The organism is Aeromicrobium sp. Root495, assembly GCF_001426755.1.
Taxonomy (GTDB): domain Bacteria; phylum Actinomycetota; class Actinomycetes; order Propionibacteriales; family Nocardioidaceae; genus Aeromicrobium.
The window spans coordinates 383919-406583 of the sequence record NZ_LMFJ01000002.1 but is presented as its reverse complement, the minus strand read 5'-3'; the positions used below and the strand labels follow the sequence as shown (position 1 = coordinate 406583).

General features: G+C 70.4%; 22 protein-coding genes. 12 read left to right on the top strand and 10 right to left on the bottom strand.

The window, feature by feature from the left end:
• Nucleotides 1-148: 148 nt before the first annotated feature.
• Both ASD11_RS16055 and ASD11_RS16050 read right to left on the bottom strand, forming a co-directional pair.
• Nucleotides 149-2335 (bottom strand): 3-hydroxyacyl-CoA dehydrogenase NAD-binding domain-containing protein, encoded by a 2187-nt coding sequence (locus ASD11_RS16055; RefSeq protein ID WP_056289889.1) that lies wholly within the window; start codon nucleotides 2333-2335, stop codon nucleotides 149-151.
• 35 nt (nucleotides 2336-2370) lie between these two features.
• Complete coding sequence (locus tag ASD11_RS16050; RefSeq protein WP_056289887.1) at nucleotides 2371-3582, bottom strand: acetyl-CoA C-acetyltransferase; 1212 nt, start codon at nucleotides 3580-3582, stop codon at nucleotides 2371-2373.
• 106 nt (nucleotides 3583-3688) lie between these two features.
• Here ASD11_RS16050 and ASD11_RS16045 point away from each other — a divergent pair, with 106 nt between their 5' ends.
• Nucleotides 3689-4447, top strand: a complete 759-nt coding sequence (locus ASD11_RS16045) for a MerR family transcriptional regulator (RefSeq protein WP_056289884.1) — start codon at nucleotides 3689-3691, stop codon at nucleotides 4445-4447.
• A gap of 3 nt (nucleotides 4448-4450) precedes the next feature.
• Here the strand turns inward: ASD11_RS16045 and ASD11_RS16040 are convergent, their stop codons facing one another.
• Together ASD11_RS16040 and ASD11_RS16035 are read right to left on the bottom strand one after the other, a co-directional pair.
• Nucleotides 4451-5842 carry an FAD-dependent oxidoreductase gene (locus ASD11_RS16040; RefSeq protein ID WP_056289881.1) on the bottom strand — a complete coding sequence of 464 codons (1392 nt, stop codon included), beginning with the start codon at nucleotides 5840-5842 and terminating at the stop codon, nucleotides 4451-4453.
• Nucleotide 5843: 1 nt separating this feature from the next.
• Entirely contained in the window at nucleotides 5844-6887 is a 1044-nt protein-coding gene (locus ASD11_RS16035; RefSeq protein WP_235503380.1) for an AurF N-oxygenase family protein, read from the bottom strand.
• A gap of 80 nt (nucleotides 6888-6967) precedes the next feature.
• Between ASD11_RS16035 and ASD11_RS16030 the strand changes: the two genes are divergently transcribed.
• Nucleotides 6968-7705, top strand: a complete 738-nt coding sequence (locus ASD11_RS16030; RefSeq protein ID WP_056289878.1) for a MerR family transcriptional regulator — start codon at nucleotides 6968-6970, stop codon at nucleotides 7703-7705.
• A 45-nt stretch (nucleotides 7706-7750) separates the two neighbouring features.
• Here the strand turns inward: ASD11_RS16030 and ASD11_RS16025 are convergent, their stop codons facing one another.
• Nucleotides 7751-8893 carry an acyl-CoA dehydrogenase family protein gene (locus tag ASD11_RS16025; protein ID WP_056289876.1) on the bottom strand — a complete coding sequence of 381 codons (1143 nt, stop codon included), beginning with the start codon at nucleotides 8891-8893 and terminating at the stop codon, nucleotides 7751-7753.
• A gap of 41 nt (nucleotides 8894-8934) precedes the next feature.
• Complete coding sequence (locus tag ASD11_RS16020) at nucleotides 8935-10119, bottom strand: CaiB/BaiF CoA transferase family protein (protein ID WP_082554508.1); 1185 nt, start codon at nucleotides 10117-10119, stop codon at nucleotides 8935-8937.
• 93 nt (nucleotides 10120-10212) lie between these two features.
• On the opposite strand from ASD11_RS16020, the gene ASD11_RS16015 reads away from it, so the two are divergent.
• Together ASD11_RS16015 and ASD11_RS16010 are read left to right on the top strand one after the other, a co-directional pair.
• A complete protein-coding gene (locus ASD11_RS16015; RefSeq protein ID WP_056289870.1) occupies nucleotides 10213-11004 on the top strand; it encodes an alpha/beta fold hydrolase in 792 nt (263 codons plus the stop codon).
• 46 nt (nucleotides 11005-11050) lie between these two features.
• On the top strand, nucleotides 11051-12163 hold the full coding sequence (locus tag ASD11_RS16010; RefSeq protein ID WP_056289867.1) for an NAD(P)-binding domain-containing protein: 1113 nt from the start codon (nucleotides 11051-11053) through the stop codon (nucleotides 12161-12163).
• Here the strand turns inward: ASD11_RS16010 and ASD11_RS16005 are convergent.
• Nucleotides 12081-13163, bottom strand: coding sequence for an adenylate/guanylate cyclase domain-containing protein (locus tag ASD11_RS16005; RefSeq protein ID WP_056289865.1), 1083 nt, complete (start codon nucleotides 13161-13163; stop codon nucleotides 12081-12083). The genes ASD11_RS16010 and ASD11_RS16005 overlap by 83 nt on opposite strands.
• Nucleotides 13160-13567 (bottom strand): Crp/Fnr family transcriptional regulator, encoded by a 408-nt coding sequence (locus ASD11_RS16000; RefSeq protein WP_082554507.1) that lies wholly within the window; start codon nucleotides 13565-13567, stop codon nucleotides 13160-13162. Before ASD11_RS16000 ends, ASD11_RS16005 begins: the two co-directional genes overlap by 4 nt.
• 170 nt (nucleotides 13568-13737) lie before the next feature.
• Between ASD11_RS16000 and ASD11_RS15995 the strand changes: the two genes are divergently transcribed.
• Together ASD11_RS15995 and ASD11_RS15990 are read left to right on the top strand one after the other, a co-directional pair.
• Nucleotides 13738-14454 carry an inositol monophosphatase family protein gene (locus tag ASD11_RS15995; RefSeq protein WP_056289862.1) on the top strand — a complete coding sequence of 239 codons (717 nt, stop codon included), beginning with the start codon at nucleotides 13738-13740 and terminating at the stop codon, nucleotides 14452-14454.
• Nucleotides 14455-14579: 125 nt separating this feature from the next.
• Nucleotides 14580-15119, top strand: coding sequence for a PadR family transcriptional regulator (locus ASD11_RS15990; RefSeq protein ID WP_056289859.1), 540 nt, complete (start codon nucleotides 14580-14582; stop codon nucleotides 15117-15119).
• Here the strand turns inward: ASD11_RS15990 and ASD11_RS15985 are convergent.
• On the bottom strand, nucleotides 15095-15340 hold the full coding sequence (locus tag ASD11_RS15985) for an SCO4848 family membrane protein (RefSeq protein ID WP_056289856.1): 246 nt from the start codon (nucleotides 15338-15340) through the stop codon (nucleotides 15095-15097). The two genes, ASD11_RS15990 and ASD11_RS15985, sit on opposite strands and share 25 nt — an antisense overlap.
• Nucleotides 15341-15366: 26 nt before the next feature.
• Between ASD11_RS15985 and ASD11_RS15980 the strand changes: the two genes are divergently transcribed.
• The 6 genes from ASD11_RS15980 (at nucleotide 15367) to ASD11_RS15955 (ending at nucleotide 20732) form a co-directional block, all read left to right on the top strand.
• Nucleotides 15367-17415, top strand: coding sequence for an NADPH-dependent 2,4-dienoyl-CoA reductase (locus tag ASD11_RS15980; protein WP_056289854.1), 2049 nt, complete (start codon nucleotides 15367-15369; stop codon nucleotides 17413-17415).
• Between the two features lie 70 nt (nucleotides 17416-17485).
• Nucleotides 17486-18634 (top strand): N(5)-(carboxyethyl)ornithine synthase, encoded by a 1149-nt coding sequence (locus ASD11_RS15975; protein WP_056289852.1) that lies wholly within the window; start codon nucleotides 17486-17488, stop codon nucleotides 18632-18634.
• A 53-nt stretch (nucleotides 18635-18687) separates the two neighbouring features.
• The gene (locus tag ASD11_RS15970; protein ID WP_056289850.1) at nucleotides 18688-18942 is read left to right on the top strand and encodes a GlsB/YeaQ/YmgE family stress response membrane protein; all 255 of its coding nucleotides are present in this window, start codon (nucleotides 18688-18690) and stop codon (nucleotides 18940-18942) included.
• 32 nt (nucleotides 18943-18974) lie between these two features.
• Entirely contained in the window at nucleotides 18975-19325 is a 351-nt protein-coding gene (locus ASD11_RS15965) for a hypothetical protein (RefSeq protein WP_056289847.1), read from the top strand.
• 7 nt (nucleotides 19326-19332) lie between these two features.
• Nucleotides 19333-19857 (top strand): DUF1697 domain-containing protein, encoded by a 525-nt coding sequence (locus tag ASD11_RS15960; protein WP_056290468.1) that lies wholly within the window; start codon nucleotides 19333-19335, stop codon nucleotides 19855-19857.
• 83 nt (nucleotides 19858-19940) lie between these two features.
• Nucleotides 19941-20732: an NAD-dependent protein deacetylase gene (locus ASD11_RS15955; protein ID WP_056289844.1), complete on the top strand. Its 792-nt coding sequence runs from the start codon at nucleotides 19941-19943 to the stop codon at nucleotides 20730-20732.
• On the opposite strand, the gene ASD11_RS15950 is transcribed toward ASD11_RS15955, so the two are convergent.
• On the bottom strand, nucleotides 20733-22661 hold the full coding sequence (locus tag ASD11_RS15950; RefSeq protein WP_056289841.1) for a fibronectin type III domain-containing protein: 1929 nt from the start codon (nucleotides 22659-22661) through the stop codon (nucleotides 20733-20735).
• Between the last annotated feature and the right edge of the window lie 4 nt (nucleotides 22662-22665).

The window sequence follows — 22665 nt, the reverse complement described above, 5'->3', positions numbered from 1 at the left end:
CAAAGGTCAGCCTAACTGAGGTTTGCCTGCCCTCGTCAGTGAGGTCGGTCTCGCGCGTGACCGGCTCCAGATGTGACAGAGCCGCCCGATCCCTGCGTGGGATCGGGCGGCTCTGTCACGAACCGGGTGAGACCGGCTCAGGAGCGGCTCAGACGAAGGTCTCGTTCTTCGCGCTCTTCTCGAGCAGGAGAGCCGGGGGCTCGAACCGCTCGCCGTACTTCTTGGCCAGCTCCTGGGCACGCTCCGTGAACGCCTGGATGCCGATGCGGCCGTCGGCCGCCTCGTATCCGTTGACGTACTGGATGGCGCCACCCTGCAGGGCCGGGAAGCCGATGCCGAAGATCGAGCCGATGTTGGCGTCCGGGACGGTGCGCAGGACGCCCTCGTCGAGGCACTTGATCGTCTCGAGGCTCATGATGAACGTCAGACGCTCCTTGAGGTCCTCGAAGTCGGGCTGCTCGGCGGCCACGGGGAACTGCTCGGCGAGGCCGCTCCACAGTCCCGTGCGCTTGCCGTCGACGTACTCGTAGAAGCCCGCGCCCTTGAGGCGGCTCGGGCGACCGATCTCGATCATCGTGTCGATGATCTTCTCGGCCGCGTTCTCGGGCCACACGCCGCCGGCCTCCTCGACCGCAGCCTTGGACTCGTTGCGGATCTTGACCATGAGCTCGAGGTTGAGCTCGTCGCTCAGCTGGAGCACGGGGGCCGGGAAGCCCGCCTGCGTGGTGGCCCGCTCGATGCTGACCGGCGAGACGCCCTCGGCGAGCATCGCGATGCCCTCGTTGACGAACGTGCCGATGACGCGGCTCGTGAAGAAGCCACGGCTGTCGCCGACGACGATGGGCGTCTTCTTGATGGCCTTCGTGTAGTCGATGACGCGCGCGATGGCCTCGTCCGACGTCTTCTCACCGGCGATGATCTCCACCAGCGGCATCTTGTCGACGGGCGAGAAGAAGTGGATGCCGATGAAGTCGTCGGGACGCTCCACGCCCTCGGCGAGGATCGTGATGGGGAGCGTGGAGGTGTTGGAGCCGAGCAGGGCGTCGGGCTTGACGACCTTCTGCAGCTCGCCGAAGACCTCGTGCTTGAGCTTGACCGACTCGAAGACGGCCTCGATGACGAAGTCAGCACCCTCGAGGTCGGCGTAGTCGGCCGTGGGGGTGATGCGTGCCAGCAGCTCGTCGGCCTTCTCCTGCGTGAGGCGACCGCGGCCCACCGCCTTGTCGACGATGTTCTGGCTGTACGCCTTGCCCTTCTCGGCGGCGGCGAGCTCGACGTCCTTGAGCACGACCTGGAAGCCGGCCTTGGCCGAGACGTAGGCGATGCCCGCGCCCATCATGCCGGCGCCGATGACGGCGATCTTCTCGGCCTTGGTGGGCTCGATGCCGTCGGGACGGGACTTGCCCGCGTTGATGGCGCCCAGGTCGAAGAAGAAGGCCTGCGTCATGTTCTTGAACTGCTGACCGACGATGAGCTCGACGAGGTAGCGCGACTCGATGCGGCTCGCGGTGTCGAAGTCGACCTGCGCACCCTCGACCGCGGCCGAGAGGATGTTGCGCGGCGCCTTGTAGGGCGCTCCCTTGGTCTGCTTGCGCAGAGCGGCCGGGAAGGCGGGCAGCGAGGCGGCGAGCTTGGGGTTGGACGGCGTGCCGCCGGGCATGCGGTAGCCCTTGCGGTCCCACGGCTGCGTGGCCGCGTCCTCGTCGCCCTGCACGGACTCGATCCACGCCTTGGCCGCCGACAGCAGCTCGTCGGCGGGGACGATCTCGTCGATGAGACCGAGCGACTTGGCCTTGGCGGGCTGCATGCGGGGGCCCTGGAGCAGCACGTTCATGAGCGCGTCCTGGATGCCGAACATGCGGACGGTGCGCGTGACGCCACCGCCACCCGGGAGCAGGCCGAGGCTGACCTCGGGGAGGCCCAGCTCGAGGCGGACGTCGGCCGCGATGCGGTGGTGCGCCGCGAGCGCGATCTCGAGGCCGCCGCCGAGCGCAGCGCCGTTGATGGCCGCGACGACGGGCTTGCCCGACGTCTCCAGCTTGCGGAGCGTGGCCTTGATGCCCTCGACCTCGTCGAACAGACGCTGCGCGTCGTCCGGTCCGGCCTGGGTCATGAGCTTCAGGTCACCACCGGCGAAGAAGGTCTTCTTGCCCGAGCTGATGATGACGCCCTTGATGGAGTCGGCGTCGGCTGCGATCTCGTCGCGGAGCCGGTCGACGGCCTTCTCCATGGACTCGGCGTAGGCCGCGTTCATGGTGTTGGCGTTCTGGCTGGGGTCGTCGATGACGAGGTTGACGATGCCGCCCTCGACCTCGTAGCGCACTGCTTCAGTCATACGTGTGTCTCTCCTGGAAATCAGTTCGGGGGATGTCAGATGCGCTCGACGATGGTGGCGATGCCCATGCCGCCGCCGATGCAGAGCGTGGCCAGGCCGTAACGCTTCTCGCGACGCTCGAGCTCGTCGACCAGCGTGCCGAGGATCATGCCGCCGGTGGCGCCGAGGGGGTGACCCATGGCGATGGCGCCGCCGTTGACGTTGGTCTGCTCGTGCGGGTAGTCGTCGAGGTCGCGCATGAGCTTCATGGCGACGGCCGCGAAGGCCTCGTTGATCTCGATGAGGTCGATGTCGTCGGGCTGCAGGCCGGCCTTGGCCAGCGCCTTGCGGGCGGCCGGGCCGGGGCCCGTCAGCATGATGGTGGGCTCGGAGCCGATGACCGCGGTGGAGACGATGCGGGCGCGGGGGGTGAGGCCGTGACGCTCGCCGGCCTTCTCGTTGCCGATGAGGACGAGCGAGGCGCCGTCGACGATGCCCGAGCTGTTGCCCGCGTGGTGCACGTGGTTGATCTTCTCCACGGTGATGTACTTCTCGAGCGCGACCGCGTCGAAGCCGAAGTCGCCGAGACCCGCGAACGAGGCGCCCAGGCTCGAGAGGCTCTCGACCGTGGTGCCCTCACGCACGAACTCGTCGTGGTCGAGGACGGGCAGGCCGTTGATGTCCTTGACGGGGATGACCGACTTGTCGAAGTAGCCGTTGGCGATGGCCTTGGCGGCACGCGCCTGCGACTCGGCGGCGAACGTGTCGACGTCGGTGCGGCTGAAGCCCTCGAGCGTGGCGATGAGGTCGGCACCGATGCCCTGGGGCACGAAGTCGGTCTCGAGCGCGGTCTTGGGGTCCATGGCCCACGCGCCGCCGTCGGAGGCCATGGGCACGCGGCTCATGGACTCGACGCCGCCGGCGACGATGAGGTCCTCCCAGCCCGACTTCACGCGGGCGGAGGCCTGGTTGATGGACTCCAGGCCCGAGCCGCAGAAGCGGTTCAGCTGCACGCCGGCGACCTGCTCGCCGAAGCCGGCGGCCAGCACGGCGGTGCGCGCGATGTCGGCGCCCTGGTCGCCCACGGGGCTGACGACGCCGAGGATGACGTCGTCGATCTCGTTGGGCGCGAGGTCGGGGTTGCGGGTCTTGAGCTCGTCGAGCAGGCCGGTCAGCAGCGAGATCGGCTTGACCTCGTGCAGGGAGCCGGTCTTCTTGCCGCGACCGCGCGGCGTACGGATGGCGTCGTAGACGAATGCCTCGGTCATGTGAAGTCCTCGCAGACAGGTGAGTCGGTGCGCCGTGGGGACGGCGTGAGTCGATTGTGACACCATGACTGTCAGAGTTCCAGCCTGGGGTGGAAAGGAGTGCGTGATGACCACGACGTCACACGAGTCGACCGCGTCGGCCGACGCGGACCGTCCCGCCGAGACCATGAGCGTGGAGCAGCTCGCCGCACGCGTCGGGATGACGGTGCGCACCGTGCGCTTCTATGCCGGCCGCGGGCTCATCCCGCCGCCGCGGCGCGAGGGGCGCAACGGCTACTACGGGCCCGACCACATCGCCCGCCTCGAGCTGGTGCGGGAGCTCCAGGCGCACGGCTTCACGCTGTCGGCCATCGAGGGCTACCTCGAGCGCATCCCGGCCGAGGCCTCGCCGGAGCAGGTGGCGCTGCACCGCACGCTGCTCGCGCCCTGGACGCCGGAGCTGCCCGAGACGATCGACCGCTCCGAGCTGGAGACACGCGCCGGACGCACCCTCGACGACGACGCCCTCGAGATCCTCGTGGCCATCGGCATCGTGGAGCCCACGCCCACCGAGGACGTCTTCCGGGTCTCCCCCGCCCACCTCGCCGTGGGCATCGGCTTCCTGGAGGCCGGGCTCCCGGTGGAGGCCGCGCACGCGTCGCGCCGGGTCATCACGGAGCACGGCCGGGCGCTCGCGCACGAGCTCACCGAGCTGTTCCGCACCATGGTGTGGCCGCACCTCAGGGACTCGGGCCACCCGCCGGAGATGCTCACCGCCATGGTGGAGCGCTTCAAGCCCCTCACGGTGCAGGCGCTCGTCACCGCGTACGAGGGCGCCGTCGACGACGAGAAGCGCGAGACGATCCGGCGCAAGACCGACCGCTGAGGCTCAGGCCACGGTGCGGGCGAGGGCGTTCACGTCGTCGAGCACCGAGCGGGTGGTCTCCCGGGCGCAGGCCCGGTTGCTGCCGATGAAGCCGCGACCGCCGCGCTTGAGCCAGCCCACGCAGTACAGGCCCGGCTCGGCCGTGCCGCTCTCGGGAGCGAGGACGCGTCCCGCGCTGTGCTCCACCGGCTCGTGGGCCACCTGACCGATCGCAGCGACGACCAGGCCGGCCGGGAGCGCTCTCACGGTGTCGTCGGCCGCGCGCACGCGCACGCCGGCGACACGGCCGTCGCCCACGACCTCCACGGGGGTCTGGCCGAAGCGCAGCGTGATGGTGCGCTCGCCGCCCTCGGGCCGCGCGGCCAGCTGCGCCAGGAGGTTCCACCGCTGCTCGGCGAGACCGGTGAGGCCGGCGGGACGTTCCTCCAGACCGTCGACCCTGACCACCACGTGCTCGAGGGCCACGAGACCGACGAGCTCCGGCGTGGTGAACGCGGCATCCATGGCCGTGCCGCGGGCGACGACGTCGACATGCCTGACGGACGACTCGGCCAGCACCTGACGGGCCGTGCTGCTGAGCTCCGCGCGCCGCAGCACCTCCGGGGAGGCCGTGAGCATCCGAGCGACGTCGAGGGCAACGTTGCCGGCGCCCACCACCACGGCGCGCTCGGACTCCAGCACCGGACGGACGGCCTCGGGATGGCCGTTCCACCACGTGACGAGCTCGAACGCCGTCGTGACCTGGGGCAGGTCCGCCCCTGGGACGGCGAGCCGACGGGGCAGGGTGGCGCCCGTGGCCAGGACGACGGCGTGGTGCTCGGCCCGGAGGTCGTCGAGGGAGACGTCGCGGCCGACCTCCACACCCGTGCGCAGCGTGACGCGGGGGTGGTCGAGGATGCGGTCGAGCTGGCCGCGGATGCGGCGCGTGCGGGTGTGGTCGGGCGAGATGCCGAACCGGGCGAGACCGTGCGGGACGTCGAGCCGCTCGAGCACCGTGACGTCGACCTGCTCGTTCTTGACGAGCTCGGCTGCGGTGTAGAGGGCTGCGGGGCCGGCACCGACCACCACGACGCTCGCGCGCCCCGCCCGCTCCAGCCGCGGGATGCTCGGCACGGGGGCCTGCAGCGGCCTCGGTCCCGAGGCCTCGCGGTGGTACGCGGCGTTGAGCTCGATGAACGGCAGCTCACCCGGCAGGAGGCGGGTGTGTGCCGAGATGGCGCCCACGGGGCACGCCGTCACGCACGCGCCGCAGTCGACGCACGACGACGGGTCCACGTAGACCATGTCGGACAGGCCGAAGTCGGGCTCGTCGGGCGTGGGGTGGATGCAGTTGACCGGGCACGCGTGGGCGCACGAGGCGTCGGCGCAGCAGCTCTGGGTGACGACGTGCGGCACGTCAGGCGGCCGCGTCGAACGCCGCAGCGGGCTCGCCGCGGTACGTGGACGTGCGACCGTCGATGCGCAGGAGCTTCCAGACGCGGCGCGACACCCTGTTCATCAGGCCCGCCTCCTCGGCGAGCATCCGCACGTCGGAGAAGAGCTCGGAGAGACGCACGCGCGACTCCGGCGCCCGCCAGTACAGGTCCTTCATGACCGAGCGCGGGATGTCGAACTCCTTCCGGAACGACTTCGGCGGCACCATGATGAGGTCGCACGCGACGCGCATGATGACCGGGAACATGATGGCCGTGGTCCAGCGGTCGAGGCGGCCCATGCGCGGTCCGCGGCGCTTGATGTACTCGTGCGCGAACGAGATGTGACGCGCCTCCTCGGCCACGTGGATCTGCATGATGCGGGTCATGACGGGCGGCATCTCGTGGCCGTCGCGCAGGATGGCCTTCTGCGTGTGGTCGATGGGCTCCTCGCCGGCGAGGACCGCGATGAAGAAGCCCACGGGTGCGACCGACGCCAGCATGGGGATGAGTGGCGCGGCGATCTTCATGTAGCCGGGCATGCCGGGGACGTCGATCCCGATGCGGTTGACGGTCTCCTGGAACATCTGCGTGTGGTGGCACTCCTCGGTGGCCTCGTGCGTGAGGTACCGGTACTCGGGCGAGCCGTTCCGCAGGCTGAAGACGTACTGCATGATGCCGCGGATCAGGATGTTCTCGAACTGCAGCCCGACCTTGAGGATGTTGGCCTGGCGCCAGCGGCCGATCTCGATCTGACGCTCGAGCGGGAGCGCCTGGTACCAGGGGTGGGCGCCGAGCGGGTCGCTGTTGGGCGGCAGCACCCAGCGCGGGTCGTGCGGGTCGACGGCGAAGTCGGGGTCGTCCCACGGGACGTCGACGAAGGCGTCGAAGTGACGGTCGACGGAGGCCTGCGACAGCATGCGCAGGACGTCGGCGTACTCCTGACGGTCCATGTCCTGCGGCAGCTCGGGCGTCTCGACGTCTTCACTCAGCTCGGCGGTCATGACGATCTCCTTGTCATCGCTCATGTGACATCGAGCGATGTCACATGCTCTCCCGGTACAGTCGCATCGTGAACGCGCCACGTCAAGCCCCCGGGAGGTCGGCCGTGACCGAGTACCGGATCGACGAGCTGGCCCGGGCCGCCGGAACCACGGTGCGCAACATCCGCGCCTACCAGGACCGCGGCCTGCTCCACCCGCCGCGCGTCCTGGGCCGCGTGGGCATGTACTCCGAGCAGCACCTGCGCCGACTGCGACGTGTGCTGTCCCTCCTCAACCGCGGCTACGCGTCGGCGCAGATCCAGGAGCTGCTGGGCGCGTGGGATCGCGGCGTCGGGCTGAGCGGGGTCATCGACCTGGAGCAGGCCATCACGCGGTCGTGGCGCGACGAGGTGCCGGTCGTCATGTCCCACGACGAGGCGGTGGAGCTGCTCGGCAGCGAGGACCACCTGGAGCGCGTCATGGCCTCCGGCTGGGCCGTGGCCGACGACGACCGGGTCACGTTCCTCAGCCAGGCCCTGCTCGACACCTTCCAGGAGGCCGTCGCCCTCGGCTGGCCCGCCGAGAAGATCATCGACCTCCAGGTCCGGCTCACCCCGGCCCTCGACCACGTCGCCGACCTCTTCGTCGACACTGCCGTCGAGCACCTCGTCGCCGAGCACGGCGATGCCTGGGTGCCCCGCGGCGACGAGGTGGCCCAGACCGCGGCGCTCATCGAGCGGCTGCGCGAGCTGGCCAGCACGAGCATCGGCGTGGTGCTGGCCCGCGCGCTCGAGACCTCCGTCGAGCGCGCGTACGGCGAGCACCAGGCACGCATCCAGGGCCAGGACGACAGCACGCCCTGACCCGTCGGGCCAGGGCGTGCTCGGTGAGCTCCTCGGAGCGGCGGGTCAGAGACCCAGGCCGCGGCCGATGATCTCCTTCATGATCTCGGTCGTGCCGCCGTAGATCGTCTGGATGCGGGTGTCGAGGTACGCCTTGGAGATGGGGTACTCGCTCATGTAGCCGTAGCCACCGTGCAGCTGGAGGCACTGGTCGACGGTCTTCTTCTGCAGCTCGGTGGTCCACCACTTGCCCATGGCGGCGTCCTGCACCGTGAGCTCCTTGGCGTTGTGGCGCGTGATGGACTCGTCGACGAAGACCTGGGCGATCTGCGCCTCGGTCTCCAGCTCGGCCAGCACGAACCGCGAGTTCTGGAACGAGCCGATCGGCTTGCCGAACGCCTTGCGCTCCTTCACGTAGTCGAGCGTGAGGTCGAGGACCCGGCGGCACGCGGCCGCGGCCACGACGGAGATCGAGAGGCGCTCCTGCGGCAGCTTCTCCATGAGGTAGATGAAGCCGTGGCCCTGCTCGCCGATGAGGTTGGTGGCGGGCACCCGGACGTCGTCGAAGTACAGCTCGGCGGTGTCCTGGGCCTTGAGGCCGATCTTGTCGAGGTTGCGACCACGCTCGAACCCGGCCGCGCCGCGCTCGACGGCGATGAGCGAGAAGCCCATGGCGCCGGCCGACGCGTCGGTCTGGCAGACCACGAGGACCAGGTCGGCGTTGATGCCGTTGGTGATGAAGGTCTTGGAGCCGTTGATGACCCACTCGTCGCCCTCGAGGCGCGCCGTCGTCTTGATGCCCTGGAGGTCCGAGCCGGTGCCCGGCTCGGTCATGGCGATGGCCGTGATCATCTCGCCCGAGCAGAACGTGGGGAACCAACGCTCCTTCTGCTCCTCGGTGGCGTACGAGAGCAGGTAGCCCGAGACGAGGTCGGTCTGGATCACGAAGCCGACGCCGCTCGCGCCGATGCGCGTGATCTCCTCGGTGAGGATCGCGTTGTAGCGGAAGTCGTCGATTCCGCCTCCGCCGTGCTCCTCCGGCATCATGAAGCCGAGCAGGCCGAGCGCGCCGGCCTTCTCCCAGACCTCGCGCGGAACGATGCCCTCCTTCTCCCACTCGTCGTGGTGCGGGGCGATCTCCTTCTCGCAGAAGGTGCGGACGGTGTCGCGGAACGACTCGTGGTCGGCGTCGAAGATGGTGCGCTTCATGATGGTTCCTTCGTCTCGGGATCGAGGCTGGTCGGGTCTGGTCAGTCGTTCTGGACGGCGACGCCGCGCGCGACGAGGCCGTCGACGTCGTCGATGCCCCACGCGCTGAGGGCCGCGCGGGTGTCGGCCCCGGTGCGCGAGGGTGCGGTGGTGAGCTCGGCGGGCGTGGCCGAGAACCGGGGGGCCGGCGCGGGCTGGGTGAGGCCGTCGCGCTCCACGTACGTGCCGCGAGCGACGTTGTGGGGGTGCTCGTAGGCCTCGACGAGCGGGACCACCGGGGCGATGCACGCGTCGGTGCCCTCGAAGATCTCGGCCCACTCGGCCTGGGTCCTCGCGGCGAACACCTCGGCCAGCCGCGTGCGCAGCGCGCGCCACTGCGTGGGGTCGTTGCGGTCGGGCAGGTCGGCGAACCCGGCCTCGGCCAGGAGCTTCTCGGTGGCGTCCCAGAACTGGGGCTCGAGACCGCCGACCGACATCCAACGCCCGTCCGACGTCTCGTACACGTCGTAGAACGGCGCGGCGCCGCCCAGGATGCTGGTGCCGCGCCGACCGTCCCACACCTGGTTCTGCTGCATCGTGACGGCCATCGCCATGAGGTGCGCGACGCCGTCGGTGATGGCGGCGTCGACGACCTGGCCCTGGCCCGTGGAGCGCGCGTGCGTGAGCGCTGCCAGACAGCCCGCGACGAGGTACAGCGAGCCGCCGCCGAAGTCGCCCAGGAGGTTCTGCGGGAAGGCTGGGCCGGCGTCGCGGCGGCCCAGGGACTCCAGGCCACCGGCGACGGAGATGTAGTTGATGTCGTGGCCCGCGCTCTGCGAGAGGGGACCGTCCTGGCCCCAGCCCGTCATCCGTCCGTAGACGAGGGCGGGATTGCGCTCCAGGCAGACGTCGGGTCCGAGGCCGAGACGCTCCGTGACGCCGGGCCGGTAGCCCTCGAGGAGGATGTCGGCCTTGGCCACGAGGTCGAGCACGAGGTCGATGCCGCCCTCGGCCTTGAGGTCGATGGCGACGCTGGGCCGGCCGCGGCCGAGGATGTCGCGCTCGGCCGGGGCCAGGCTGAGCCCGGGGCCCTGCGGACGGTCGACGCGGATGACCTCGGCGCCGAGGTCGGCGAGCATCATGGCGGCGAAGGGGCCGGGGCCGATGCCGGCCAGCTCCACGACGCGGACGCCCGCGAGCGGGCCCGGTCGAGAGGGGCTGGAGGGGGTCGGGGAATCGATCGTCACAGTTCCATTGTGACAGTGTTGGTGTCACAGTTGTCAACCGGGTTCGCATACCGGCGGTATGCGAGCGGCGGATCCGTGCCATCATCTGATGTCATGAAGCACCCCGACCTCGCCTACACGCGCCAGGGCTCCGGCCCGCCCCTCGTGCTGCTGCACGGCATCGGCCACCGCCGCCAGATCTGGGACCCGATCCTCGACGACCTCGCCACGCGGTACGACGTCATCGCGCCCGACCTCTCCGGGTTCGGCGAGTCGCCGGCCTTCGCAGGCGGTGTCGCGTACTCCATGGAGAACGCGGTGGAGCACCTCGCCGGCCAGTTCGACGAGTGGGGCGTCGTGAAGCCGCACGTCGTGGGCAACTCGCTGGGCGGCGCGATCGCCCTCGAGCTGGGCTCGCGCGGGATGGTCTCGTCCGTCACGGCGCTCAGCCCGGCCGGCTTCTTCGGGCCCGTCAGCCGCTTCCAGGCCCTGTTCGCGCTGCTCGTGCTGCGGATCGTCGCGTTCATCTCGCCGTTGCCGGTCCTGCGCGCCGTGGCTGGGACGTCGTTCGGCCGCTCGGCGTCGGGCTTCCTGCTCTACGCCCACCCGGAGCGCCAGAGCGCCGAGGGCGCGCTCGGCGACGCCCTGGGCCTCAAGCACGCCACGGCCTTCGAGCGCACGGCCAAGCAGGGCGTCACGTACAAGTTCGACCGCCAGGTCCCGGTGCCCACCACCATCGCGTGGGCCACGAAGGACCGGATCCTGCCGTACTCGCAGTCGGCCACGGCCAAGGACCGCCTCCCCGGCGCCCACCACGTGCCGCTGCCGGGCTGCGGCCACGTCCCGGTCATCGACGACCCCGAGCTAGTCACCCGCGTCATCGACGAGACCATCCGCCGCGCCTGAACCAGCCGGTGGGCATAGGGCGGGTGCCGTCGGTGTTGACGTGGGCGTGGACGTCCTCGACTCGCTCGTGATCGGTGCCGGCCAGGCCGGGCTGTCGTCGTCGTACCACCTCACGCGGCGCGGGATCGAGCACGTCGTGCTCGACGCCGACACCACCGCGGGCGGCGCCTGGCGACACCGCTGGGACGCCCTGACCATGGCCGACGTCCACCGCGTGGCCGACCTCCCCGACGCCCCGGTGCCACCGGCCGAGGGGACCGAGCGGGCCAACCGGTTCGTCCCGTCGTACTTCGCCGCGTACGAGGCGGCCCACCGTCTACCGGTCCTCCGCCCGGTCCGGGTCCGGCGGGTCCACGACCAGGACGGTCTCCTGGTGGTCACCGCAGACGACGACCGCACCTGGACCACCCGGACCCTCGTCAACGCCACCGGCACCTGGCGGCGTCCGTTCGTCCCGCGCTACCCCGGGCAGGAGACGTTCCGCGGCGAGCAGCTCCACACCGTCGAGTACCCGGGACCCGAGCACTTCCGTGGCAAGCGGGTGCTGGTGGTGGGCGGGGGTGCGTCGGCCGTCCAGTTCCTCGGCGCCCTCCGGCCGCTCACCGACACGCTGTGGGTCACCCGTCGCGAGCCGGTCTGGCGGGAGGAACCCTTCGACCCCGAGGCGGGCCGCAGCGCCGTCGCCCTCGTGGAGGAGCGGGTCCGGGCGGGCTATCCGCCCCGCAGCGTCGTGAGCGTCACCGGTCTCATGCTGCGACCCCAGGAGGCCGAGGCGGAGCGGCTCGGCGCGTACGAGCGCCGAGCCATGTTCGCCCGCGTCGAGCCCGACGGCGTGCGATGGGCCGACGGCTCGTTCGAACGGGTCGACGTGATCCTGTGGGCCACCGGCTTCCGACCCGACGTGGAGCACCTGGCGCCCCTTCACCTGCGCTCCCAGCGTGGCGGCATCCAGCTGGGCAGCACCCTCGACACGTCCACCACCGCGGTGGCCGACCCCCGCGTGCAGATGGTGGGCTACGGACCCTCGGCCTCCACGATCGGCGCCAACCGCGCCGGACGGGTGGCCGCACGAGCGGTCAGTCGTCGTCTGGATCCTCGTCCTGCTCGTCGTCGTGCCGACCATGACGGTCGTGCGACGAGCGCACCTTCGGACGCTTGAGCGCCCAGGGCTCGAGGTGCTCGTACCCCTTGACCGACGTGCGGCGGGTGCGGCGCACGCGGAACTCCTCGTCGTGCTCGCGCACCCGCTGCGACAGCTCGGTGTCCATGAGGACCCGGCCCGGTCGTGAGATGGACGTGAGGCGCGAGGCGAGGTTCACCGTGGCGCCGAAGATGTCGCCGAGCCGGGCGATGACCGGGCCGTAGGCGGTGCCGACGCGGACCTCGGGGAACCGCTCGTCCTGGTCGTGGCGCTCCACGAGGGCGAGCGCGAGGCGGGCGGCCGCGATGGGGTCGTCGACGGTATAGAGCACCTCGTCGCCGATGGTCTTGATGACCTGCCCACCGTGGTCGAGCACGAGCTCGGTGACGACCCGCTCGAACCACTCGACCATCTCGGCGAGGTCGCGCGGCTCGAGGCGCCGGCTCTGCGACGTGTAGCCGACGATGTCGACGAACCCGACCGCCGTGGGAGCCGTGGTGGTGTCGCTCGAGGTCTGCATGACGAGGCGGCTCGCACGGTCCATGAGGTGTCGGCGCCAGATGTAGCCCTGCACCTCCTGGACCATGGGGATCACCTCGGTGAGGACCTCCAGCGGCGGCTCTCCGTTGGTGGCGTCGGTGAGCGACGTGAGCAGGAGCCTGGTCTGCCAGTCGGCGAGCCGGGCGAAGGTGCGGCCCATCGCGCGCACGAACTGCGGCACGACCTCGGGGTCGAGGATCTGCAGCTCGGTGAGGCGCTGCGTGATGCGCACGGCCTCGACGTCGGCCTGCGTGAACGCCGGCCGGTCGTCGTCGAGCGGGGCGAAGCCGAGGTAGCGCCACAGGGCCCAGGCCGTCTCGAGGTCGACGCCGGCGCTCTCGGCGACCTCGGCCTGCGTGAGCGAGGGCTCCTCACCCAGCAGGTACTCGGCCGCGACGTCGATCAGCAGCGCGGGGTCGAACGCGAAGGAGGCCGGACCGTCGTCGGACGGTCCGGTCTCCTTCGGCGTCTCGGTCAACCTGCGTCGCGGGCGGCGCGCTCCTCGGCCGCCTTCTGCAGCGCCGAGGAGAAGTGCGGGTTCTCAGCTGTGAGCTCGGCGATGGCCTCGTCGGTGAAGTGCAGCGCCCGGATGGGCGTGAGCGCGAAGACGGAGGCACTGCGGAGCTTGTGGTTCACGAGCGCCATCTCGCCCAGGAAGCTTCCCGGGCCGAGCTCGGCGATGTCCTGGTTGTCCTTGCGGATCACGACCTCGCCCTCGAGGAGGATGTACGCCTTGTCTGCGGGCGTGTACTCCGCCATCAGCGACCAGCGCGCGGGCACGTTGACGAGGCGACCGTGCGAAACGAGCGCCTTGATGGTGGCGTCGTCGAAATCGGTGACCTTCTTGAGTGCCGCGACAACTTCTGGATCGGCCTTGGCCATGCTGGTTCCTCTCGTCTCCGGCGATGCCGGTGGTGCCCTCTCCCGCGGTGATCTTGTCACCGACGTCTGGGGCTGTCCACCCAGTCGCGTCAGACTCGCGCCCGTTCCTGGTGTCCGGTCCGGGTCGACGAACGGCCGTGGGGCCGGGGACGGACTGCCACGATGGGTCCATGAGCCAGTCCGAGGCCCTCGACCTCTCCGCCGTGCGGGACCTGGCCGTGTCGCTCGCGCGGGGCGCCGGCGAGCTGGCCCGCCGGGCCAAGGGCGAGGGCTGGGACCCGGACCCGCCCATCGAGGTCGACGTCGAGCGACGCATCGTCCACGCCGTCGCGGCCCGGTTCCCGGGGCACGCGGTCCTGAGCGAGGCGTCCGGCCTTCACGGACCCGCCGAGGCCGACGTGGTGTGGATCGTCGATCCCCTGGTCGGCTCGGGCAACTACGCGATCGACCTGGAGCTCTTCGGCGTCAGCCTCGCGGTGCAGCGCGGCGGACGGACCGTCGTGGGCGTCGCGCACGACTCGGTCAACGGCCGCACGTGCTCCGCCGTCGACGGTGAGGGTGCGTGGCGCGAAGGCGTGGCGCTGCGCGTCCGGGAGCCCCGGCCGCTGACCGAGGCCACGGTCTCCTGGCTGGGTGGGCACGTCCCGGTCCGCGACCTCGTCGAGGGACGGACCGGGCGGATGCTCCTCACCGGCGCGCCGACCGCTGACTGGGCCCTCCTCGTCTCCGGCGGGACGGACGCCGTCGTGGCGAGCCGAGCGAGCGCCTGGGACCTGGGGGCAGGACTCCTCCTGGCCGTGGAGGCCGGTGCTGCGGTGCAGTGGCAGGACGACCTCGTCGTCGCCGGCGTGCCGGAGACCGTCGAGCACCTCGTCTCCCTGCTCTGATCCGCCGGGCGGTGGATCTTCCACCGTATGATTGCCCATTCGGTGGCGCATCCACCGTCCAACGGGGTTCAGGCAACGTCCGGCACAGGTAGCGATGCAACTCGATGCATAGTACGGTTCCCGCCATGGCCCTCGAGCACGCGATCCTCGTCTCGCTCGCGGAACGCTCCGCGAGCGGCTACGACCTGGCGCGCCGCTTCGACGCCTCCATCGGCAACTTCTGGAAGGCCAGCCACCAGCAGATCTACAAGGTGCTCGGGCGCATGGAGGCCCAGCAGCTCGTGGAGGCCAGTCTCGTCGAGCAGGACGGCCGGCCCGACAAGAAGGTCTACGCCATCACCGCCGACGGCCGCCTCGAGCTGGCCCGCTTCTCGGCCACCCCCACACCGCCCGAGGTCCTGCGCAGCGAGCTCGCGGTGAAGCTTCGCGCCCTGCCGTTCGGCGACCGGGACGCCGTGGTCGCCAGCGTGCGGGCGCGCCGGGTCCAGCACGAGGAGAAGCTCGCCTACTACTCCGAGAGCTCCCAGCGGTTCTACCCCGACGCCGAGCACGTGCCGCAGGACCAGCTCGGGTCCTGGCTCGTGCTGCGCGGCGGGATCCTCGCCGAGGAGACCGGGCTCGCGTGGTGCGACGAAATCCTTCAGGCCTTGGGGGCCGAGCGATGACGCAGAGCCTTCACGCCGATCACCAGCACCACGACGCCGAGCAGCATGGCCGTCACGATCAGCACGGCGTGCACCCAGAAGAACGACTGCGGCGTGCTGTGCCAGTGCTCGCCCGCCCACGCACGGTCGTCGTCGGTGACGGCCTTCGCGAAGCGCGGCCAGATGACGACGTTGAACAGACCGGCCACCACGAGCAGCCGCGCCGAGAGCTTCGAGATCACTCCCCCATGAAACAGGAGCACGCCTCATGACCGACCAGTCGACCCAGTACCCGCACCTCCTCAGCCCCCTCGACCTCGGCCACACGACGCTGCGCAACCGCGTCATCATGGGCTCGATCCACTCCAAGCTGGAGGACAAGGCCAAGGACCTCGAGAAGTGGGCCGCCTACTTCGCCGAGCGGGCCAAGGGCGGCGTGGCGCTCAGCATCACCGGCGGCATCTCCCCCAACCGCACGGGCTGGCTCCTGCCGTTCGGCGGGACGATGAACAGCACCAAGATCGCCGACCGCCACAAGACGGTCACCGACGCGGTGCACGAGCACGACGGCAAGATCGCGATGCAGGTGCTGCACGCCGGCCGGTACGGCTACCACCCGTTCGTGAAGAGCGCGTCGACCCGCAAGTCGCCCATCTCGCCCTTCAAGCCACGCGCGTTCAGCGCCAAGGAGATCGACCGCACGGCCACCGACTTTGCCAAGGCGTCGGCCCTGGCCAAGCGGGCCGGCTACGACGGCGTCGAGATCATGGGCTCCGAGGGCTACCTCATCAACCAGATGATCACGGCGCGCACCAACAACCGCACCGACGCCTGGGGCGGCACCGCCGAGAAACGCATGCGGTTCCCCGTCGAGATCGTGAAGCGCACCCGCGAGCTCGTGGGCGACGACTTCATCGTGCTCTACCGCATGAGCGTCCTCGACCTCGTCGACGACGCCCAGAGCTGGGAGGAGACGATCGAGCTCGCACACCGGCTGGAGGAGGTCGGAGTCTCGATCATCAACACCGGCATCGGCTGGCACGAGGCGCGGATCCCCACCATCGTCACGTCGGTGCCGCGCGCCGCCTTCGCGCCGCTCACCGGACGGCTGCGCGAGGCCGTGAACGTGCCCGTCGTCGCGTCCAACCGCATCAACACCCCCGAGGTCGCGGAGCAGATCCTGGCCGACGGCCAGGCCGACCTCATCTCCATGGCCCGCCCCCTCCTCGCCGACCCCGAGTTCGTGAAGAAGGCCTCCGAGGGCCGCGCCGACGAGATCATCACGTGCATCGCGTGCAACCAGGCGTGCCTCGACCACACGTTCAAGAACCAGCGCGCCACCTGCATGCTGAACCCCCGCGCGGCCTTCGAGACCGAGCTGGTCCTGCTGCCCACGCGCCAGGCCAAGAAGATCGCCGTCGTGGGTGCCGGCCCGGCCGGCCTCGCGGCCGCCGTCGAGCTGGCCGGCCGCGGCCACGAGGTCGACCTCTTCGAGTCCGCCCCGGAGATCGGTGGTCAGTTCAAGCTGGCCATGGAGATCCCCGGCAAGGAGGAGTTCAAGGAGACGATCCGCTACTACACCCGGATGATCGAGGTGCGTGGCATCCGCCTGCACCTCGAGACCCGTGCCGACGTCGAGACGCTCCGCGGCTTCGACGAGGTGGTCCTGGCCACCGGCGTGGAGCCGCGCGTGCCCACCATCCCCGGCGTCGACCACCCCTCCGTCGTGACCTACCAGCAGGTCGTCGGCGAGCGGGTCCCCGTCGGCGAGACCGTGGCCGTCCTGGGCGCCGGAGGCATCGGGTTCGACGTGAGCGAGTTCCTGCTGCACGACCCCGACGAGACCGTGGAGCACTGGATGGAGCGCTGGGGCGTCGTCGACCCCTCCCTCGCCGACGGCGGTGAGCGGGGCGGCCTCGGCACCAAGGTGCGGGCGCCCGCGCGGCGCCGGGTCTACCTCCTGCAGCGCAAGACCACGGAGCTGGGCAAGGGCCTCGGCAAGACCTCGGGCTGGGTGCACCGCGCCACGCTCAAGGACTCCGGCGTGGAGATGATCAAGGGCGTCTCGTACGACCGGATCGACGACGACGGCCTGCACGTCACGGTCCGCGACACCGAGAAGTCCGAGCCGCTCGAGATGCTCATCAAGGCCGACACGATCGTCCTCTGCACGGGTCAGGAGTCGGTCCGCGAGCTCGTCGAGCCGCTCGAGGCCGCAGGCACCCCGGTCCACGTGATCGGTGGCGCCGACGTCGCCGCCGAGCTCGACGCCAAGCGCGCCATCAAGCAGGCCACGGAGCTCGCGGCACGGCTCTGATCCCGAGGGCGGTCCGGGCGCGTAGGGTCGCAGCACAGCGCCGTCCAGGCGCTCCACCTGAAGGACCACCATGAGCGGCTCGTCGCTTCGCACGCTCGGCGTCATCGGAACCTCCGCCAAGGAGAACGAGCACCGCCTCCCGCTCCACCCGGACCACCTGGCCAACCTCGACGACGACGTCCGCGCCGTCATCCGCCTCGAGCACGGCTACGGCGAGCGCTTCGGCTTCCCTGACGACGAGCTGTCCGGACTGGTGGCCGGCATGGCCTCCCGCGAGGAGCTCATCGCCGAGTCCGACGTCGTGCTGCTGCCCAAGCCGCAGCTCGCCGACGTCGAGGCGATGCGGCCGGGTGCCACGCTGTGGGGCTGGCCGCACTGCGTGCAGGACACCGCCCTCACCCAGGTCGCGATCGACCGCGAGCTCACCCTCGTGGCCTTCGAGGTCATGAACCACTGGACGAGCGCCGGTGGCGTGGGCCTGCACGTGTTCCACAAGAACAACGAGCTCGCCGGCTACAGCTCGGTCATCCACGCCATGCAGCTGGCCGGCATCACCGGCGACTACGGGCGCCGGCTCTCGGCCATCGTCATCGGCTTCGGCGCCACGGCCCGGGGGGCCGTCACCGCGCTCAACGCACACGGCGTGCACGAGGTGGCCGTCCTCACCAACCGTGAGGTCGCCGCCGTGGGATCGCCCATCCACTCGGTGCGGATCCGCCAGATCGACCCTGCGCCCGACCAGACCTCCATGAGCGTCATCACCGAGCGCGGGCGCGAGCCGCTGGCCGCCTACCTCGCCGAGAACGACATCATCGTCAACTGCACCCTGCAGGACCCGCTCGACCCCGTCACCTACCTCGTCGAGGACGACCTCGCCGCCTTCCGCCGCGGCAGCCTCATCGTCGACGTCTCGTGCGACGAGGGGATGGGCTTCAGCTGGGCCCGGCCCACCGGCTTCGACGACCCGGCCTTCACCGTGGGCGACCACGTCCTCTACTACGCGGTCGACCACAGCCCGTCCTACCTGTGGGCGTCGGCCACCTGGGAGAACAGCGCGGCGCTCCTGCCGTTCCTGCGCACCGTGCTCAGCGGACCCGAGGCGTGCGAGGGCGACGAGACCCTGCGTCGGGCCACCGAGATCCGCGGCGGACACGTGCTCAACCCGGCGATCCTGACGTTCCAGGACCGCGAGACGGAGCACCCGCACCGCGTCCGGTAGCCGGCACCGGTCGCCGACAGGCGGACCGGGCGGATCACCCCTACGTTGGCGGGATGGGAATCATCATCTTCATCGTCGTCGGATTCATCGCCGGACTGCTCGCTCGCGCGCTCGTGCCGGGTGACGACTCCATGGGAATCGTCGCGACCACCATCCTCGGCATCGTCGGATCGTTCGTCGGAGGCGCCATCGCGGCACTCTTCAACGACGGCAAGATCCTCGACTTCAACGCCGCGGGACTCATCCTGTCCATCATCGGCGCCATCGTGGCGCTGCTCATCTACCGTCAGGTCGCCCGAAGGGCCTGACGCCGCCCCGGTGCAGCCCCTAGGCTCGCCGGATGAACCAGAACGTGGAGCATCGGCCACGACCCGTCGACCGGACGGTGTCGTGGTCGCTCTACGTCGTGCAGCTGTTGGCCAGTGCGGTCCTCGCCCTCCTCGCCGTGACCTCGGTCTTCATGACCGACTCGTGCGGCTCGGTCGACGACGAGCCGCGCGTGTGCGACATGGGCTACTTCGGCTCGACGCTCGTCGGCTACTGGGTCCTGCTGGTGGTCCTCGTGGTCGTCGTCCCCCTCGTCATCGTCCGCACGACCCACCGCGACCGGGCCTCCTGGCCATGGGCCCTGCTGGGCCTGGCGGCCCTGGCCGCGGTCACCGTCCTGTTCGTCTTCCTCATGACCCGCTGAGGTGCCCGTGTCCCGTCGCGTCGTCCTGATCCGCGCCGTCAACGTCGGCGGCGCCAAGCTGCCCATGGCCGAGCTGCGAGAGATCGCCGAGTCGCTCGGGGCCGCCGACGTGAGCACGTACATCGCGTCCGGCAACCTGATCTGCACGCCGCCGGTCGACACCGACGCGTTCGACCGCGCCCTGGAGAAGGCCATCGAGGACCGGTTCGGCTACTTCCGCGAGGTCGTCTCGCGCTCCGCGGACGACCTTCGCCGTGCGCTCGACGCGCACCCGTTCGAGGTGGTGGAGGCCAGGTTCTCCTACGTCTACGCCCTCACCGGCATCCCCCTCCCCGAGGCGGTGGAGGCGTTCGAGTCCCACGGCTGGGAGCACGAGGACGTGAAGGTCATCGGACAGGACCTGCACATCCGGTACCGCGAGGGCGCCGCCCAGTCCAAGCTCACGGCTCCCCGCATCGCCAAGATGCTGGGCGTCCAGGGCACCGGCCGCAACCTCACGACGGTCAAGAAGCTCATCGAGCTGGCGCAGTAGCCCGCCGCCCGGTCAGTGGCGATGCACCTGGAACGTGCTCGGTTCGAGCGGAACGGTCACACGTCGCGACCTACCCTGGAGGGGTGAACGACGTCCTGCCCGAGACGGGGGTGCTGGTGCTGACGGGCGCCGGCGTGTCCACCGACTCGGGCATCCCCGACTACCGCGGTCCGGGCTCGGTGCCCCGCAGCCCCATGACGTACCAGGAATTCATCGCGACGCCGGAGGCCCACCAGCGGTACTGGGCCCGGGCCCACGTGGGCTGGAGCAAGATGGGCACGGCCGAGCCCAACGCCACCCACCACGCGCTCGTGGCGATGCAGCGCGAGGGTCGGCTCCACGGACTCATCACCCAGAACATCGACGGTCTGCACGAGTCGGCCGGCCACCAGGACGTGATCGACCTCCACGGCCGGATCGACCGGGTGCGCTGCATCGACTGCGACGCGCGGACCCGTCGGGCCGACGTGCAGGCCCGACTCGACGCGCTGAACCCCGGCTGGACCGAGCACGCGGCCGACTTCGCCCCCGACGGCGACGCCGAGCTCGACGAGACCGCCGGCTTCGTGGTGGCTCCGTGCGAGGCGTGCGGTGGACGGCTCAAGCCCGACGTGGTGTTCTTCGGCGAGAGCGTGCCCAAGCCACTCGTGCAGCACTGCTTCGACCTCACCGAGTCCGCCCGCGCGCTGCTGGTGCTCGGCTCGTCGCTCCACGTCATGAGCGGTCTGCGGTTCGTGCGTCGCGCGCACGCCCTCCGCATCCCGGTCGTGATCGTCAACCGCGGCACGACCCGCGGCGACGACCTCGCGACCGTCAAGCTCGACGCGGGGTGCGCCGAGACCCTCGCCGCGTGGACGGACCTGGTCGGAACCTGATCAGGACCCGAGGACGAACGTCCCCACGAGCATGTTGTGGTCGGACGGCGGCACCTCGTCGTAGCAGCCCTGCGCGAAGGAGCCGTCCCCGGGAAGCATCATCTTCCAGCCGGTGGCGCTGGCCCTGCCCTGGGAGAAGATGCCGTCCACGTTGACGCCGACCTCTCCCGCGTGGCCGCACTGCTGGAAGTCGTTCTGGGAGTTGAGCCGGGTGAACGGCACCGCCGGGTTCCAGCTGCGAGCGTCGGTGAGCTGGGCGCCGAGACCGGCACGGACGGGGGTGTCGTTCCACTCCGAGCGCTGCAGGTTGAAGTCCCCGACCATCAGCGTGGGGGCCGTGGCCGGCAGACCGGCGTCGGAGCGAAGCTCCGCGGCCAGGCCGAGCGCCTTGCCCGCCTGCATCTTCCAGTACGCCTCCTTCTGCGCCTGCGTGTAGGAGGAGCCCAGGGTGGAGTCGGTGTGCAGCGTCACCGCGACGAACTTCGTCGGGGCCGCGTCCAGGGTCTGGAAGACCTGACCGACCGCGTACTCCTTGTCGGTCTGACCGTCGGGATTGACGCCCTTGGCCACGAGGCCGTCGACCGGCGCGACCTTCGTGGTGTCGTAGACGAGGTGGACACCGGCGCGGAAGGCATTGATCTTGCCCACGCGGTTGCAGCCGTCGACGTTCCTGCCGTTGTTCTCCGACCGCCACGTGCCGCCGAGCGAGCTGAGCAGCTGGTTCAGCTGCTGGTCCGCCGGGTCACACTTGTCGCCGAACCGCGTCTCCTGGAGGCCGACCACGGCGGCGCCGCTGTCCTTGATCATCTGGGCCACCCGGGCGCGGCGCGAGCTCCAGCTCGGCACGCCTGCGATGTCGTTCTTCACGATGTTGTACGTGCCGACCTTGATCGCCGCGGCGCACGCGCTCGCCGTGGTGACGGCCACGCGGTTCGACCAGCCCACGCTCGACTTGTCGGCGTTGGTGGCTCGGGCCTCGACGAGGTAGGAGCTGCCGGCCTTGAGCCCCGGGACGTTGACCGACTCGGACACCGCGTTCCCGCGGACGGTCGTCACGAGAGCGCCGACGGCGTCGTAGACGCGGGCCTCGAGGCCGGTGGCGTTCGCCGGGATGCCCTTGTTCCAGCGGACGACCACGTTGGTGCAACCGGCCGTCGCCGTGATGCCGGCCGTCGTGTCGGGTTCTGCAGGCACGACGCCGAACGCCGTGCGGGTCGCGGCCTTGCCGCCGTCGCTCTTCCAGCTGCCGTCGGAGTTCTGCGAGAGGATCTGCACGTACACCGCCCGACCGAAGCCGTTCAGCGTGAGCGCGGGCGCGCCCTTCACCCGGAGCTTGGGGGCCGCGCTCGAGGTCCTGAGCGAGCCCGATCGGTAGTACCGGGTCCGTCCGTCCTCGGGATCGGTCAGGATCTTGTCGTCCACCTGGCGGTAGTCACCGAGCGCGAGGCGGTAGGAGATCGGGGTGTCGGTGTTCGACGACTTGGGGCGAACCCACTTCACGATCAGGTCCGCGCCGTCGCCGACGACGGCGTAGCCCGTCGGGGTGCCCAGCAGCTTGTTGGTCTGACGCGTCTTGGCCACGGCCAGGGACCAGCGGCCGACCGAGGCAGTGGTCTTGGCCCGCACCCGGAAGTAGTACTTCTTCTTGGGCGTCAGGCCCTTCACGACGTAGCTCGTGACCTTGCCGGGGGACTTGGTGACCGCTCCGCGGAAGGCGCTCGAGGTCGAGTACTGCACCTGGTACGAGGTGGCCCTGGAGACGGCCTTCCAGCTGACCTTGATGCCCGGTGAGGCCACGGTCGCCTGGTACAGGGTGGGCTTGGCGACCGTACCGACCGCCGCCTCGGCCGGGACGGCGGCGACCGCACCGAGGATGACGGCGGCCGCGACCGGGACGGCGGTGCGGCGGAACAGGGTACGGAGCGACATCGCG

What these genes read in the sequence shown, in the direction of transcription:
- ASD11_RS16045 (WP_056289884.1), top strand. Translation starts at nt 3,689, where the DNA reads ATGACCACGACGTCACACGAGTCGACCGCGTCGGCCGACGCGGACCGT.
- ASD11_RS15995 (WP_056289862.1), top strand. Translation starts at nt 13,738, where the DNA reads ATGAGCCAGTCCGAGGCCCTCGACCTCTCCGCCGTGCGGGACCTGGCC.
- ASD11_RS15980 (WP_056289854.1), top strand. Translation starts at nt 15,367, where the DNA reads ATGACCGACCAGTCGACCCAGTACCCGCACCTCCTCAGCCCCCTCGAC.
- ASD11_RS15965 (WP_056289847.1), top strand. Translation starts at nt 18,975, where the DNA reads ATGAACCAGAACGTGGAGCATCGGCCACGACCCGTCGACCGGACGGTG.
- ASD11_RS16015 (WP_056289870.1), top strand. Translation starts at nt 10,213, where the DNA reads ATGAAGCACCCCGACCTCGCCTACACGCGCCAGGGCTCCGGCCCGCCC.
- ASD11_RS15970 (WP_056289850.1), top strand. Translation starts at nt 18,688, where the DNA reads ATGGGAATCATCATCTTCATCGTCGTCGGATTCATCGCCGGACTGCTC.
- ASD11_RS15950 (WP_056289841.1), bottom strand. Translation starts at nt 22,661, where the DNA reads ATGTCGCTCCGTACCCTGTTCCGCCGCACCGCCGTCCCGGTCGCGGCC.
- ASD11_RS16055 (WP_056289889.1), bottom strand. Translation starts at nt 2,335, where the DNA reads ATGACTGAAGCAGTGCGCTACGAGGTCGAGGGCGGCATCGTCAACCTC.
- ASD11_RS16000 (WP_082554507.1), bottom strand. Translation starts at nt 13,567, where the DNA reads ATGGCCAAGGCCGATCCAGAAGTTGTCGCGGCACTCAAGAAGGTCACC.
- ASD11_RS16025 (WP_056289876.1), bottom strand. Translation starts at nt 8,893, where the DNA reads ATGAAGCGCACCATCTTCGACGCCGACCACGAGTCGTTCCGCGACACC.
- ASD11_RS15975 (WP_056289852.1), top strand. Translation starts at nt 17,486, where the DNA reads ATGAGCGGCTCGTCGCTTCGCACGCTCGGCGTCATCGGAACCTCCGCC.
- ASD11_RS16035 (WP_235503380.1), bottom strand. Translation starts at nt 6,887, where the DNA reads ATGAGCGATGACAAGGAGATCGTCATGACCGCCGAGCTGAGTGAAGAC.
- ASD11_RS15990 (WP_056289859.1), top strand. Translation starts at nt 14,580, where the DNA reads ATGGCCCTCGAGCACGCGATCCTCGTCTCGCTCGCGGAACGCTCCGCG.
- ASD11_RS16050 (WP_056289887.1), bottom strand. Translation starts at nt 3,582, where the DNA reads ATGACCGAGGCATTCGTCTACGACGCCATCCGTACGCCGCGCGGTCGC.